General features: G+C 57.1%; 11 protein-coding genes. 8 read left to right on the forward strand and 3 right to left on the reverse strand.

What is annotated here, in order from left to right:
- Window positions 1-94 precede the first annotated feature (94 nt).
- From ACVCL3_RS06245 to ACVCL3_RS06275, 7 genes are all read left to right on the forward strand, one after another.
- The gene (locus tag ACVCL3_RS06245; RefSeq protein ID WP_447100730.1) at window positions 95-2134 is read left to right on the forward strand and encodes a tetratricopeptide repeat protein; all 2040 of its coding nucleotides are present in this window, start codon (window positions 95-97) and stop codon (window positions 2132-2134) included.
- Complete coding sequence (locus tag ACVCL3_RS06250; RefSeq protein WP_447100731.1) at window positions 2131-4104, forward strand: hypothetical protein; 1974 nt, start codon at window positions 2131-2133, stop codon at window positions 4102-4104. The genes ACVCL3_RS06245 and ACVCL3_RS06250 overlap by 4 nt, the downstream gene beginning before the upstream one ends.
- Before the next feature lie 77 nt (window positions 4105-4181).
- Complete coding sequence (gene gmd / locus ACVCL3_RS06255) at window positions 4182-5291, forward strand: GDP-mannose 4,6-dehydratase (protein ID WP_447100732.1); 1110 nt, start codon at window positions 4182-4184, stop codon at window positions 5289-5291.
- A gap of 5 nt (window positions 5292-5296) precedes the next feature.
- Entirely contained in the window at window positions 5297-6238 is a 942-nt protein-coding gene (gene fcl / locus ACVCL3_RS06260; protein WP_447100733.1) for a GDP-L-fucose synthase, read from the forward strand.
- Window positions 6231-7550 carry a lipopolysaccharide biosynthesis protein gene (locus ACVCL3_RS06265; RefSeq protein ID WP_447100734.1) on the forward strand — a complete coding sequence of 440 codons (1320 nt, stop codon included), beginning with the start codon at window positions 6231-6233 and terminating at the stop codon, window positions 7548-7550. The genes fcl and ACVCL3_RS06265 overlap by 8 nt, the downstream gene beginning before the upstream one ends.
- Before the next feature lie 150 nt (window positions 7551-7700).
- Window positions 7701-8438: an FkbM family methyltransferase gene (locus ACVCL3_RS06270; protein WP_447100735.1), complete on the forward strand. Its 738-nt coding sequence runs from the start codon at window positions 7701-7703 to the stop codon at window positions 8436-8438.
- 22 nt (window positions 8439-8460) lie between these two features.
- The gene (locus ACVCL3_RS06275; RefSeq protein ID WP_447100736.1) at window positions 8461-9231 is read left to right on the forward strand and encodes a glycosyltransferase family 2 protein; all 771 of its coding nucleotides are present in this window, start codon (window positions 8461-8463) and stop codon (window positions 9229-9231) included.
- A gap of 226 nt (window positions 9232-9457) precedes the next feature.
- On the opposite strand, the gene ACVCL3_RS06280 is transcribed toward ACVCL3_RS06275, so the two are convergent.
- The 3 genes from ACVCL3_RS06280 to ACVCL3_RS06290 all read right to left on the reverse strand — a co-directional run bounded on the left by ACVCL3_RS06280 (window position 9458) and on the right by ACVCL3_RS06290 (window position 12658).
- Window positions 9458-10540: a glycosyltransferase gene (locus ACVCL3_RS06280; RefSeq protein WP_447100737.1), complete on the reverse strand. Its 1083-nt coding sequence runs from the start codon at window positions 10538-10540 to the stop codon at window positions 9458-9460.
- A 12-nt stretch (window positions 10541-10552) separates the two neighbouring features.
- Entirely contained in the window at window positions 10553-11557 is a 1005-nt protein-coding gene (locus ACVCL3_RS06285) for a UDP-N-acetylglucosamine 2-epimerase (RefSeq protein ID WP_447100738.1), read from the reverse strand.
- Between the two features lie 246 nt (window positions 11558-11803).
- Entirely contained in the window at window positions 11804-12658 is an 855-nt protein-coding gene (locus ACVCL3_RS06290) for a glycosyltransferase family 2 protein (RefSeq protein WP_447100739.1), read from the reverse strand.
- Between the two features lie 483 nt (window positions 12659-13141).
- Here ACVCL3_RS06290 and ACVCL3_RS06295 point away from each other — a divergent pair, with 483 nt between their 5' ends.
- Entirely contained in the window at window positions 13142-14530 is a 1389-nt protein-coding gene (locus ACVCL3_RS06295; RefSeq protein ID WP_447100740.1) for a Fic family protein, read from the forward strand.
- Window positions 14531-14566 lie beyond the last annotated feature (36 nt).

The following is a 14566-nucleotide window of genomic DNA, read 5'->3' on the forward strand; positions in this document are numbered from 1 at the left end:
GCCAAGTTCAGGTTGCATCAAGAAGGGCCGCGAATGCGGCCCTTCTCTTTTTGGGGATGCCATGATGCGGACACGCAGTATTGTTGGACTACTCATGTTGTCTTTCCTTTTGGCCATGGCATGCCTCCTCTATTCCCCGGGCCTGCATGGCAGCTTCCTTTTCGACGATTTTGCGAACTTACCGGCACTCGGCGCCACGGGACCGATCGAGACCTGGCCCACGTTCTGGCGCTATGTCACCTCCGGCACCGCAGATCCCATCGGGCGCCCACTGACTCTACTGACATTTCTAATTGATGCCCGTGACTGGCCCGCCGGTCCATTTACATTCAAACGCACCAACCTGATCCTGCACTTGTTCAATGGCGCCCTACTGGCGCTCCTGTTGCGCCGATTGGGTCATGAAGCGTTCAAACATGAGGATAAATACCGCATCGACCTGGCTGCCGTAGTAGGTGCCGGCTTCTGGCTGCTGCATCCTCTGTTCGTCTCCACCACGTTGTACATCGTGCAACGTGAAGCGATGCTTCCAGCGACGTTCACCCTTCTCGGTCTGCTGGCATGGTTGCATGGACGAACATCTATCGCGCGCGGACAGACAAGGCGGGGGTTGTCATGGATTGCGATGGGCTTGGGCGGCTGCACGGCCCTCGGCGTGCTGAGCAAAGCAAACGGTATCCTGCTCCCGGCGCTGGCATTAGTGGTGGAATACGTCCTTTTGCGGTCATCTGCGTCATCGGAGCCATTGACCGCTCCCGAGAAGCAACGGCGAGAAAAGCTCTATCGCAGGAGCATGTGGCTTTTTGGCTGGTTGCCTGCGGGAATCGTCGGCGGTTATCTGTTGGAACAAGGGTGGAGCGGTCTTACCCGTGGCATCTCGTCGACTCGCCCGTGGACGCTAGGCCAGCGCCTGCTGACCGAACCACGCGTCCTTCTCGACTACCTCGACCTGCTGTGGCTGCCGCGACCATTCACGCCGGGGTTGTTCAACGATCATGTCCAGGCATCGACATCGCTGTGGTCGCCAGCCAGCACGCTACCCGCACTACTTGCCGTCATCGGATTGATCGCGGGAGGCTGGCTGATACGTCGCCGCTTGCCGGCGCTCGCGTTGGCCATGCTGTTCTACTTCGTCGGCCAATCATTGGAATCCAGCACTATCGCTCTGGAGTTGTATTTCGAGCATCGCAATTATCTGCCGGCCATGTTGATGTTCTGGCCCTTGGCCCTGTGGACGTGCAGTGTGCATATTGGCCGACGCACAAGCCATGCCGAAAGAACCAAGGAACCTGCGGCCCCGCCTGCAGCCAGATCCGTTTTCGTAAGCAAGCTGGTGTTGGCTGCGCTGATCCTGACAGGTCTGGGCGCGATGACGCATGCCCGGGCCAGCTTGTGGGGCAACAACCACGACCAGTCCCTGCTTTGGGCGCGCCTGAATCCCGAGTCGCCGCGCGCCCAAGCCAATGCCGCCCAGGTCGAAATGACCAGCGGGCGCCCCGACCTCGCGGTGGCGCGCTTGCACGCGCCCCTGGCCAAGTCTCCCGACCAGGTGCAACTGGCGCTCAACCTGTTTGGCGCCGAGTGCCAAATGGGCCGCATCGATGCTGACACGCTCGACGCAGCACGGCTTGCATTGCGTACCACACGCGACCCGGGAAGCCTGCTCGTCAGCTGGTTCGAGCGCACTATGGACCAGGTAGCGAATCCTCCCTGTCCCCAGCTGACATACGCCACGTTGGGCAGTTTGCTGCACGCGGCGCTGATCAACCCCCACTTCGCCAGCAACCCCGGACGCCAGCAAGACATTCATTATCTGCTGGGGCGGCTCGCACTGAAACAAGGCGATGGAAACGCGGCGTTGGCCGAGTTCAACCATGCTCTGGACGAACAGGTGCGCGTCTCGGCGGCGCTGAAGCAGGCGGCATTGCTCGGTGCCAATGGATTTCCACAGCAAGGCCTGGCCCATCTCGACCATCTGGCAGCCGAACCCACCCAAGCGTACAAGCCCGAGTTCGGAATGCCTCGCGTCCATGCGTGGGTCTTGCAACGCCAGCAGTATTGGGCAAAGGAACTGGCGCACCTGCGCGCTACACTGCGCGAGGACGCCGCCAAGCAGACAGCCCGCACCCGATGAATACCCTCCACCCAAGTCGTCCCACCACACGCGCCAATCGTCGTGGCTGGTGGCTGTTGCTCGCCGGGCTGCTCTTCACGGTTGCCATCTACTGGCCCGGCTTATCCGGTGGCTTCCTGTTCGACGACTATCCCAATATCGTCGACAACCACAGCGTGCAGCCACCCAACGCCAGCTTTTCATCATTGGTGGGTGCCGCGCTGTCTTCACCATCCAGCGAATTCAAGCGACCGCTGGCCTCGCTGAGTTTTGCCGCCAACTACCTCGCCACGGGACTCGATCCTTACTGGATGAAGCTGACCAACCTGGTCATCCATCTGTTGAACGGGTTGTTGGTGTTTCTCCTGACTCGGGCGTTGTTGCGGAATACATATCGCGAAGCAACAAGCCGCATCGGATCGATCGCCGCACTGATTGCCGCGTGCTGGATGGTGCTGCCGATCAACCTCACCGGCGTGCTGTACGTCGTGCAGCGCATGGAAAGCCTGGCCAACCTCTTCGTTCTGCTCGGCTTGTTGGGGTACGTGGCCGGACGGGAACGCATGCTCGATCCCTCGCACCAGTCGAGCGCAGATCGCGCGAGCGCACTTAGGGTTTCGTGGAGCATACGCGGCCTTTTGTTGTGCGGCGCAAGCCTGTTCGCATGTACGGGCATGGGCTTGCTGGCCAAGGAAACGGCGGTCATGCTGCCGCTGTATGCCGTGCTGATCGAGTGGACGATATTCGGATTCAACAAGGCATCGGGCCGACGCGATGTCCGCATACTCGGCTTGTTCGCGATCGTGCTACTGCTGCCCATGATCGTGGGGTTGATATGGCTGCTGCCTCAGGTGCTCAACCCGGCCTACTGGTCGACCCGCGACTTCACTCTGCGCACCCGCCTGCTCAGCGAGGCGCGCATCGTGGTCGAGTACATCCGTTGGACACTGTTGCCCACGCCCGACGCGCTATCGTTTTACCACGACAATTTTCGCGTTTCGCAAGGCCTGCTTCAGCCATGGACCACGCTGGCCAGCATCATTTTTCTAAGCGCATTGCTCATGCTGATGTTGTGGCTGCGCAAACGGCAGCCTCTTGCGGCGCTCGGCATCGCATTGTTTTTCGGCTGTCAGTTGCTCACCGCAACCATCCTGCCGCTGGAGCTCATCTACGAACACCGCAATTACTTTGCCAGCTTCGGCCTGTTGCTGGCCGTTGTTCCGATGCTCGCAGCGCCGCGGAGCGAAGCGTTCGCACTGCCACGCCACGTGCTTCTCGGCGCGTTTCTGACTTGTAGCGCCGCCCTCACCGCGCTGACAGCCTATGCGTGGGGAAACCCGCTGCGCCTGGCGGAGGACCTGGCAAGCCGCGCGCCTGACTCCCCGCGTGCCGAATACGAACTGGGCCGCACCTATATCGTTTATTCGAACTACGACCCGACATCTCTATTTACCAAGCTTGCGTACGCACCGCTGGAGAAGGCAGCCGCGCTACCCGACGCCTCAATCTTGCCCGAGCAGGCGCTGATCTTCATGAACGCTCGGATGCACTTGCCGATCAAGGAGGCTTGGTGGGATAGCCTCTTCGCCAAACTCCGAGTCCGCCAACCGGGCGTCCAGGACGAAAGCTCACTAGGTGCATTAACGCAGTGCGCTCGCGAAGGGCGCTGCCAACTGTCAGAGCAACGCATGGTTGAAGCTTATCTGGCCGCACTGTCCCACCCGCGTCCAAGTGCCAGGCTTCTGGCGATGTACGGCGATTATGCGTGGAACGTCTTAGGCGATCACGATCTCGGCCACATCATGACCAACGACGCAGTCAAAGCCGCTCCGAATGAGCCGGCATACCGTATTACCTTAGTACGCATGCTGGCAGCACTTGGGCGCAAGGATGAGGCACTCGCTGCGTTACGAGGTCTACAAGCGCTCAACACCGGTGGTCGACTGGACAGGAATATCGAAGAACTGAGAGCTTTACCCGCATTGCAATGAGATTTACGCCAGAGCATCGGCCTTTTACAGCTCTTAGATTGCCAACCCATATGCTATTTAACGGGGATAAGGACCAAGTGAAGCGTGCACTGATTTCGGGAATCACCGGGCAAGACGGAGCCTACTTAGCTGAGTTTCTCTTGGCGAAAGGCTACGAGGTTCACGGCATCAAGCGCCGGGCCTCATCTTTTAACACCGCGCGTATCGACCATCTGTATCAAGATCCGCATGACCCGGGGCGCCGGCTCTTCCTGCATTATGGCGATCTGACCGACGCCACCAATCTGATCCGCATCATTCAGCAGGTTCAACCGGATGAGATCTACAACCTCGGTGCCCAGAGTCATGTGCAAGTGTCTTTCGAGACCCCCGAATACACTGCCAATGCTGACGGTATGGGCACGCTGAGGTTGCTGGAGGCCATCCGCATTCTCGGTCTCGAAAGCAAGACCCGGTTCTACCAGGCGTCGACGTCGGAGCTGTACGGTAAGGTCGCAGAAACCCCACAAACCGAACGAACACCGTTTCATCCTCGGTCCCCCTATGGCGTTGCAAAGCTGTATGCATACTGGATCACGGTCAACTACCGAGAGGCTTACGGCCTGTATGCTTGCAACGGCATCTTGTTCAACCATGAGTCACCCATGCGCGGTGAAACCTTTGTCACGCGCAAGATCACCCGGGCGTTGACGCGAATCCACCTAGGACTGCAGGAGTGCCTCTATCTTGGCAACCTTGATGCTCGGCGTGATTGGGGCCATGCACGCGACTACGTCGAGATGCAGTGGTTAATGCTTCAACAACCCAGCGCCGAGGATTATGTGATAGCCACAGGTGTGCAGCACTCAGTTCGCGAGTTCGTCGAACTCAGTGCGCGGGAACTCGGCATTACCTTGACCTGGGAAGGCTCTGGCGCAGGCGAATATGCCCGAATCGCGGCCGCGCCTGATCACTCTTCTGCCAAGCCCGGACAACGCGTAGTAGGTATTGACTCGCGCTATTACCGACCGGCGGAGGTAGATACTCTCCTGGGTGATCCGAGCAAGGCGCGTGAAAAGCTCGGTTGGGTTCCGCGTACCAGTTTTGCCGATCTGGCACGCGAGATGACACAGAATGATTTAGCAGTTGCGCAGCGCGATGCGCTAATTTTGGACGCTGGCTTCACCGCTCACTCGCCGCAGGAATGATCTTTATGAATCTCGATGCTCGCATCTACGTTGCTGGCCATCGCGGTTTGGTTGGAAGCGCCATCGTCCGGCGACTGCGGGCCGAGGGCGCAACCCAACTGATCCTCCGCACGCATCACGAGCTCGACCTGACCAATCAAGTTGCCGTCGAATCCTTCTTTACTAGTGAACGCCCCGAATACGTTTTTCTGGCAGCAGCCAAGGTAGGGGGCATCCACGCGAACAGCACCTATCCTGCCGAATTCATCCGGGAAAACTTGACCATCCAGACCAACGTAATCCACAGCGCTTGGAAGAATGGTGCAAAGAAACTGCTATTCCTCGGCTCATCGTGTATCTATCCTCGCGATTGCCCGCAGCCAATCAAGGAGGAATATTTGCTGACCGGACCGCTGGAATCTACCAACGAATGGTACGCCATCGCCAAAATAGCTGGTCTCAAGATGTGTCAAGCATACCGGAAACAGTACGGATTTGATGCCATTTGTGCAATGCCAACCAATCTATACGGTCCCGAAGACAACTACGATCCAGAGAATTCGCACGTAATACCCGCACTGATTCGTCGTATTCACCAAGCAAAACTGAACGTTGCTCCCCGAGTTACCATCTGGGGAACTGGCAAACCGCTCCGGGAATTCCTTCACGTCGACGACTTGGCCAACGCGTTGCTGTTTCTAATGAATGGCTATTCAGGCAGAGGGCATCTCAATATCGGCACCGGCCTGGAGGTTAGCATTGCAGACCTTGCTACACTCATATCCAAGATTATTGGATACTCGGGCGAGCTTGTGTTCGACCCCAACAAACCCGATGGTACGCCACGTAAATTATTAGATACTACCCAAATAGGTGATCTTGGGTGGCATGCACAAATCCAGCTAGATGCAGGCCTGACGGATACTTACCGCTGGTACACGCAACAACAAGAACCTTCAAATGCTTAAACGGCTGGTCCGCGATCGCGCTACAAACCTTAAGCAACTCTCGGGCTCAGCATGGGCACTGCTTGAGTACGGGTCGTATCCGCTGCTCCTGTTCATTGCAACCCCTTGGTTCCTGCATCAGCTAGGCCCGGATCGCTATGGCCACTGGATGTTGCTCACGGCAACCGTGGGTTTGGGTGGCGTTCTCAACACCGGAACGGGAGCAGCCACGATCAAGGCAATTTCTGCCGGGATCGGACGGAGCAATCCAGAAGAAATCCAACACACAGTGCGAGTATCGCTGGCAGTCGCACTGCTGGGCGGCGGCGTTCTAGCAGTGTTGGTCTTTTTACTGTTCTCAATAACTGGACCTACGATATTAGCCCGGATGGGCGACCCAGCATTGATCTTCCAGACAGGAGTAGCCGCAGCTTTTCTGATCTGGCTAGAACAATTGGACAATGTGTTCAGTTCAACGATAAAAGGTGCGGAGGCATTTGGCCAGGCCGCCCGAATAGAGGTTGCCAGCAAGGCTACACAAATCGTAGCCGCGGCCTTCGTTCTGTCGCGCTGGCCCATGTTGTCGGCGCTCTACGTCACGCTAATAATAATCGGGCTATTTCGGTTGATTGCGAAGTGCACTATAGCCAAGCGCCTGCTCGGCTTAACAAATTTGCGCCCAACATTTAGCAGTGCAGCCACTATTCTGCATCTCGCGAAGTGGGGATGGGTACAGGGCCTAGGAGGTATGCTGTTCGGCGTCGCGGATCGCATGTTAGTCGGGTCATTGCTCGGCGCCTCGAGTCTTAGCTACTACTCGATTGCTTCCCAACTAGCAATGCAAGTCCATGCCATTTCCGCCGCGGGGCTTAGCGTGATTTTCCCCAAGGTAAGTCGCAAGATGGAAGGGCCTAGGCACTTTTCACTATGGCGCGTGACTAAGTTGACGTTGATGGCGAACTTCCTATTGAGCAGCGCCCTCGCTTTCGGGTTACTCTCGTTAGGTCCCGCAATTTTACGAAGCTGGATTGGTGCTGCCTCGGCTACTCCAACCGCAGCGCTACTCCCTTGGCTCGTCATGGCTTACTGGGTTCTGGCGCTAAATATCGTTCCGCATTACATCCTTTTAGGTATGGGTCAGATGCGTCTAGTCGGTACGACCGCACTGTGCTGCGGGATCATCTCCGTAGCAGCCATGTACTTCGCAATCACTCACAAGGGGCTGATCGGCGCGCCCGTCGGCAGGGGAACCTACGCCCTGCTGTCACTTACATTATTCTTCCCCTTAGTGAGGTATTTTGCCGGGCAGCAACGCCTACGCAGGTTGCCATAATAAAACCAACGATCTGGCAATCCGGGAATGCAATGCAATCATTAACACTTCGGTCTCGGCGCCGGGATAAAGTTCGACCTCACAATAATAATAAAAACATCACATTCTCGCGGTCTGCGGTATATTTTTGAATCGAATCGGCCTACATATATGAAGATTGAAGGTTTCGAACTAGCTGTTAGAAACGTTGCAAGATATGTCGGTATTGACATTCGCCGCTACCGGCCGAAAAACACCGATCTCGGGCGCCTGGCTCTGATGCTCGCCGATCAAAAAGTAGACCTCGTGTTCGACGTTGGAGCCAATACTGGCCAGTTCGCCAAGACGTTGAGAGCAATGGGATACCAGGGCCGACTGGTTTCGTTCGAGCCGCTGACCGACGCACATGCGCAATTATCGCACGCGAGCCGCCATGACACCGAGTGGATAATCGCCCCTAGAGGGGCTATCGGAGACCAAGATGCCGAAATTAATATACACGTCTCCGGCAATTCCGTCAGCAGTTCGGCGCTCAATATGCTCGACAGCCACGCCGCAGCCGCACCCGAATCGAGCTACATAGGGATCGAGCGTGTACAGCAGTCACGCCTCGATACCGTGGCTGAACAATACATGGAATCGGGAAATACGGCCTTTATCAAGATCGATACCCAGGGTTATGAGGATCGCGTGCTCGACGGCGCAACCACGCTACTTCCGCGAGTGACCGGGATGCAACTGGAACTCTCGTTTGTTCCGTTATACGAAGGGCAAAAGCTTTTTAGTGATCTCGTGGAGCGTCTTCGTAGTCTCGGATTCTCGATTTGGTCGATTTTTCCTGGCTTCTTCGAACCACGAACGGGCCGCATGCTGCAAGTTGACGTTACATTTTTTCGCGAGCGATCGTGATGAATATTGAGGATGTTTTTCAGTGAATCCCCACGACGGAATTGCTACGCCGAAAATTTCAATCATCGTCGCTACACATAATGCAGCAAAGACCTTTCGACGTTGCGTGCGTTCAATCTTGGATCAAGACTTTGTGAACTGGGAGCTACTCATCGCCGACGGTGCGTCCATCGACGGCACCTCGAATCTTATTAATGAATTCAAATCGCATATTGCTTGGTGGCAGAGCAAGATAGACAATGGCATCTACGACGCTTGGAATCAGGCACTTGATCACGCACGAGGAGAGTATGTGTGTTTTCTCGGTGCAGACGACGCATGGGCAGATTCCAGCGCGTTGTCGAGGCTGATGGCTGCAATCGAGGACACACAGTATGACCTAGTTACGTCGCAAGGGATTGTCTTCGATCCGATATCGCGCAAAGAGATATGCTTTGGCTCTGAGTGGAATTATCGGCGCATCGGCCGTCGCACAATAGTGTGTCACCCAGGAATGCTACATCGCCGTTCTTTATTTGAGCGCTATGGCGTATTCGATCCGCAATATCGGATCGCTGGAGATCTTGATTTTCTTCTTCGTCTCCCGCGTGAGTTGCGCACGGTGCACGTGGATAGCATTAGTGTGCTCATTGAGGGAGGGGGTACCAGCCGCAAAAATGTACTCGCCCGTTTGCGTGAACAGCGTGAAGTACTGTCGCGATGCGAGCGCTATGGTCCGGCGCGCGCTTATCTGATCTGGCTCGACAAGCTGTGGCGGTTTCCTATCGCGCGCATATTTGGAATCTCGCACTAGCTCGTTCTTGGCTCTCACGACAGGCATACAACCGTCTCAGGGTATTCGCAAAACGATGGCGCTGACCTCGGCTGCGTTACAAATTATAAAGAAGAGTCAGCGCCTAAACGGCAGTGTCTCGCTAGGTCACGGAGCGCTCGCAGACAGATGCTTCACCTACCAAATGTGTCTCGCTGAATGAACGTTGATTTCCGTCCAAGAGACGACTTTCCATTCGACGCCAAGATCAAAGCGCGCTCAAGGCGTTTTCGGAGATCACGCGCCAGTCGAACCCCGTGGGCGGATCAACCAAATGCTTCTCGGATAATTGGATCTTGATCACCCGAGCCAGGTCGACACGGTCATGTGGACGCGCCAGAAGGTTCCCGAGTTGAGAAGCCTGAACAGGGAAATTGGAGACTAGATTCGGCGTGCACGTCGCTGCCAGCGGACGCAACATCGACAGGTACTCTGCAATCTTGCAAGAAGAAGACATATCGAGAATCATCGATTCGCGATACGGCAGGGCGAGCACATCGCAGCTTGCAAGCGCACGTGGCATCTGCCCAAACGGAAGATTCCCCAAATACCGGATCCCCGGACGGCGCAAGTTGAGGTCATTGCGGGATTTGCCCGCGAGCACCAGCATAACCTCCAATCCTTCATCGTGAAGCATGGCTAAAGCTTCGATCAGGTCGTCAATCCCGCGATCCGCTTCCATACTGCCGAAATAGCCGACGATATCGGCGTCGTCAGGCAATCCGAGAATCCTCCTGCTCTCACCCATCGGGAGCGGGCGGAATCTCCTCGAGTCGATGCCGTTTGCGGCCACGCTGTCGCGGACAGGGTCATGTCCGAGTTGGCGCATGAGTGCCTGGCTGGCAAAAAAGCGCTTTTCCGAGCGCTTCAACAGGAAACCAAATAAATCAAAACCGGCGAAACGCCGGTAACCCCGAAATTCGTCGTATTTGTCGTATATGTCGAAGACAAACGTGGCGCGCGTGCACCGAGCCACGACCCAGCCCAACAACGCGATATAGCAATCTCCACTTGCGACGACTACAGTGCGGCCCCGAGCTGGCGTGCGTTTTCGCATGACTTCGCGAAAGAAACGGACTATGCAAGCCAAACTCAGCACCGGCGTGGATAACACTTCCATCGTTTTGTCGAGCCGGTGCACCACGGCTCGGGTATGATAATCGATGAGCCATAATTTAGTCTCGCATCCGGCCTCGGACCAGTGTGCGGGCAGCTGGTAAATCCGGCCAAATTTTTCTTCCAACGCATCTCGATTGGTATAAAAGCGCTTTCCAACGAATAGGATGTGCATAAAATGCATTAATCAGGCGTCATTCGCGAGAAACTGCGCAATTCTATGGGACGGTCCTTCAGTCGCGATTTGCGCTGGCGCGCGGCGCAATTGTTCGAAACGGTCGTGCAAGATAAATTTTGCCACACCGCCGTCTACATCCCTCTCCATGATCGAATTGGTTCCGAGGCCGTCTGGCCGTTCAGTGCGTGAACGCATGATGATTGTGGGGACACCCAGCGCGGCCAATTCTTCTTGGTTTGATCCCCCATCGGTCAACACGCACGCAGCGTGCGCCGCGAGGCGTAGAAAATCTCCATAACCCATTCTGGGAAGCAACGCGACCTGCGGGTTGGCTGCAAGCCTCTCAAAGAGTTTATCTTTTTTTAATCTTGATTGAGTGGCCGGATGTAATACGAAGTTGACCGGAAAACGTGTACTGATTTCTTCCACAAGTGTCACCAGCTGCGTTAGCCGCATACGATCGTAGATGTTCTGGAACCTATGCAGCGAAGCGACAAGATATGGATGCGATACATCGCGATTTGAGGGCGACGCGCCGGTCAAGGTGACAGCGTCGAGAATAGTATTGCCGCCCGTATCCATCACCGTTTTCCGACTGTAATGCCGCATCTTTAGTGTGGCCTGCGAATTCGGGCACATCGCTACGTCCGTCATCCAAAATACCAAACGACGACAAATTTCTTCCGGAAAAGGGTCAAACAATTTCCCGGAGGTCAACCCACTTTCAAGATGAATGATCCGCGCACCGAAGCGTCGCCCCGCCGCCGCACCCACAAGTGTAGAGAGTGTGTCACCGTGAACCAGCACATCGATATCGGATTTCGGTCTTCCAAGCAGACGGAGCCTCGAACCAACGCCCTTATAGGCTGCAGGTAGCCAGCGCAGCAATGATCCGACGGTGGAATGCTCCGACGCTTCAAGGGCCGGGACCTGCGGTGATGTGATACCAAACTCATCCAAAAGGTCCTGCATCGTCTCCTGGTGCTGCCCTGTCATTACGAGATAAGAAGACATGTGCATTTTTTCGCACGCGACAATCACTGGAGCCACCTTGATGAGTTGGGCTCTTGTGCCGATTATGAAAACGAGTGTTTTCGAACCTGTGCTAGCCATGATCGGTCAAAAGTTGGAGTAAACAGCGGAAGCGGAGATGGCCGTTTTGAAAATCACCGCGACTATTGGTTTATTCACTAGGGGACCGAGATAACCATCCGATCACCTCCAATGTCGTACTGGTCTTTGACTTCACGGATTTTCGCGTCACACATCGCGTCGGTACACCAGCCCGGTGATTTGCTCGGAGACAAGTCCTATTAGGAACACGATCACTGCGGCACTCCACATCAACATGCTGCCGTTGGTCAGTCGGCCATAGTGCGTAAAAGTCCACGCGTAGTTCGCACACCCCAGCAGGAAAAACACTGCACTCGCCGGCACGAACAGCTTGAGCGGCGAATACAGCGTGGCGATCTTGAAGATGATCAGCAGGAAGCGGATGCCATCCTTGAGCGGCCGGATGTGGCTCTTGCCGACGCGTTGGGCGGCCTTAATCGGGACGTAGGCGACCGCGTAGGCGCTGCGGAAGAACGCCATGGTGCTGGTGGTGGGATAGCTGAAGCCGTTGGGCAGCAGGTGCAGGAATTCGCGGAACTTGTCGGCGCGCACGGCGCGGAAGCCGGAGGTGAGGTCGAGCACGGCGTGGCCGGTCATCTTGGTGGCGAGCCAGTTGTACACGGTGTTGGCGATGCCGCGACCGACACCGGCCTGGCTGCTCCAGTCGCGGGCGCCCACCACCATGTCGTAGCCGCGGTCGAGCTGGTCGAGCAAACGCGCGACGTCGGCCGGATCATGCTGACCGTCGCCGTCCATGAACACCAGGATGTCGCCGGTGGCGGCGCGGGTGCCACGCTTGATCGCCGCGCCATTGCCCATCGAGTACGGCGAAGACAGGCACTGCACGCCGTTGTTTTCGCAGATGTTGCGGGTGTCGTCGGTGGAGCCGTCGTCGACCACGATGATCTCGGCCGCCGGATGCGCCGCGCGCAGTTGCGGCAGCAATGCCGCAAGCGCAGGCGCCTCGTTCTTGGCAGGCAGGATGATGCTGAGCTGGTTCAAGATCGGGCTCCCCGGGAAAGGGGGATCATAGCGTGAAGGCCAATTGGTGGTCGGCGGCGGCGCATTTCGAAACAGGTACTGCCCCGTACCACGTGCGGAGAACGGGGCCTTGTTCAAACAGTACGCGGAGTTGGCGAAGGACAAACCGCACGTGACTTTCGTGGAGCGGCTACTACAACCTGGATCAGTTGGTTGGGGCCGCGTTGGCGGCGGCGAAAAAGTTGCTGACGACAACTCCCGCTGATTCCCCTTCGAGCAGATGTGACGCGCCGCCCGCCCCGAGCTATCAGCTCGCGCCGGCTGTGTTGCCGCGCACGACCTTGTGCCTATCGCGCCACTTTGATGTGGCGCAATAGCTCCTTCCGCTTGTATCGCGCCACTTTATATGGCGCGATGGCCCTTTCCGCTTGCATCGCGCCACTTTATATGGCGCAATTGTGGCCATGATGCCGATTGCGCCACTTCTTGCGAGAGACACCGGTCATGCCAAAAACCTTGCCCGCGGCAGAACTGGACGCCTTGGTCGCCGCCATCGAAGACGGCGGTCACGGCGCATCCATAGACATGTTGGGTCGGCGCTTTCCGAACCTGCCCCGGCGAACCCTGCAACGCAGGCTGGCTCGACTGGTGCAGGACGGGCGGCTACGGGCGGAGGGCAAGGGACCGGCCCGGCGTTACCACCCACCCCTGCCATCCTCGGCACTGGATATTCGCGACAGCAGCGGCACGAATCAATCGGGCATCGACGACGACATTCCCCTTTCCCCTGAAGGGAGCGAGCTGCGCACCCTGATGCGCCGACCCCTGTTCCAGCGCACGCCGGTCGGCTACCAGCGAAAATTTCTCGACGATTACCAGCCCAACCACAGCTTCTACCTGGCGCGTGAGCTGCGTGCACATCTGCATGAACTCGGCCGTTCGCAAGCTGATCTGCAACCGGCCGGAACGTACGCACGCCAAGTCATGGATCGCCTGCTGGTCGATCTTTCGTGGTCATCGAGCCGCCTGGAAGGCAACACCTATTCACGGCTGGACACGCAGAACCTGGTCGAGTTCGGCCGCTATGCCGCGGGAAAGGATCGCCTGGAAGCCCAGATGATCCTGAACCACAAGGCTGCCATCGAGATGCTGGTGGGCCAAGCGGATCTGATCGGGTTCAACCGTTACACCCTGCAGAACCTGCACGCCCTGCTGGCGGAGAACCTGCTGACGGACACTGGGGCCGGTGGACGCTTGCGCGGGATCGACATCGGCATCACGGGTACGGTTTACCACCCTGTCGCCATTCCTCAGCAGATCGTCGACGGCTTCGATACCTTGCTGGCCAAGGCAACCGCCATCGAGGATGCTTTTGAACAAGCGTTTTTCGTGATGGTGCAACTGCCTTATCTGCAACCTTTCGTTGACGTCAACAAACGCGTGTCCCGGCTCGCGGCGAACATCCCCTTGATCAAGCAAAACCTGGCGCCGCTGTCGTTCGTGGATGTCCCCAAGGCCGCGTATGTCGATGGCACGTTGGCCGTGTATGAACTCAACCGCGTCGAATTGTTGCGCGATGTTTTTGCCTGGGCCTACGAACGCTCGTGCCGCCGCTACACCCTGATCAAGCAGGCGCTGCCCGAACCCGATCCACTGCGCCTGCGCTATCGCGACGAGCTGTTGCGAGTCGTCGGCCGAGTGGTTCGTGACGGCCTCGCCGCCACAGCCGAGGTGATCCAGCCCCTGGCTGGCGATAACGTGGCCGCCGAGGACAGGGAAGCTTTCGTTGCCATGGCCCTCAATGAGTTGCTGCAATTGCACGAAGGCAATATTGCGCGGTATCAATTGCGCCCTTCGGAGTTCGCTGCCTGGAAAGCCGGGGGACACCCATGATGCGATTCGATCACACGGCGTGCCGATGCGGTTCGA

The organism is Rhodanobacter sp. UC4437_H4 (assembly GCF_052978425.1).

What these genes read in the sequence shown, in the direction of transcription:
- ACVCL3_RS06295 (WP_447100740.1), top strand. Translation starts at nt 13,142, where the DNA reads ATGCCAAAAACCTTGCCCGCGGCAGAACTGGACGCCTTGGTCGCCGCC.
- ACVCL3_RS06280 (WP_447100737.1), bottom strand. Translation starts at nt 10,540, where the DNA reads ATGCACATCCTATTCGTTGGAAAGCGCTTTTATACCAATCGAGATGCG.
- ACVCL3_RS06250 (WP_447100731.1), top strand. Translation starts at nt 2,131, where the DNA reads ATGAATACCCTCCACCCAAGTCGTCCCACCACACGCGCCAATCGTCGT.
- ACVCL3_RS06285 (WP_447100738.1), bottom strand. Translation starts at nt 11,557, where the DNA reads ATGTCTTCTTATCTCGTAATGACAGGGCAGCACCAGGAGACGATGCAG.
- ACVCL3_RS06245 (WP_447100730.1), top strand. Translation starts at nt 95, where the DNA reads ATGTTGTCTTTCCTTTTGGCCATGGCATGCCTCCTCTATTCCCCGGGC.
- ACVCL3_RS06270 (WP_447100735.1), top strand. Translation starts at nt 7,701, where the DNA reads ATGAAGATTGAAGGTTTCGAACTAGCTGTTAGAAACGTTGCAAGATAT.
- ACVCL3_RS06265 (WP_447100734.1), top strand. Translation starts at nt 6,231, where the DNA reads ATGCTTAAACGGCTGGTCCGCGATCGCGCTACAAACCTTAAGCAACTC.
- fcl (WP_447100733.1), top strand. Translation starts at nt 5,297, where the DNA reads ATGAATCTCGATGCTCGCATCTACGTTGCTGGCCATCGCGGTTTGGTT.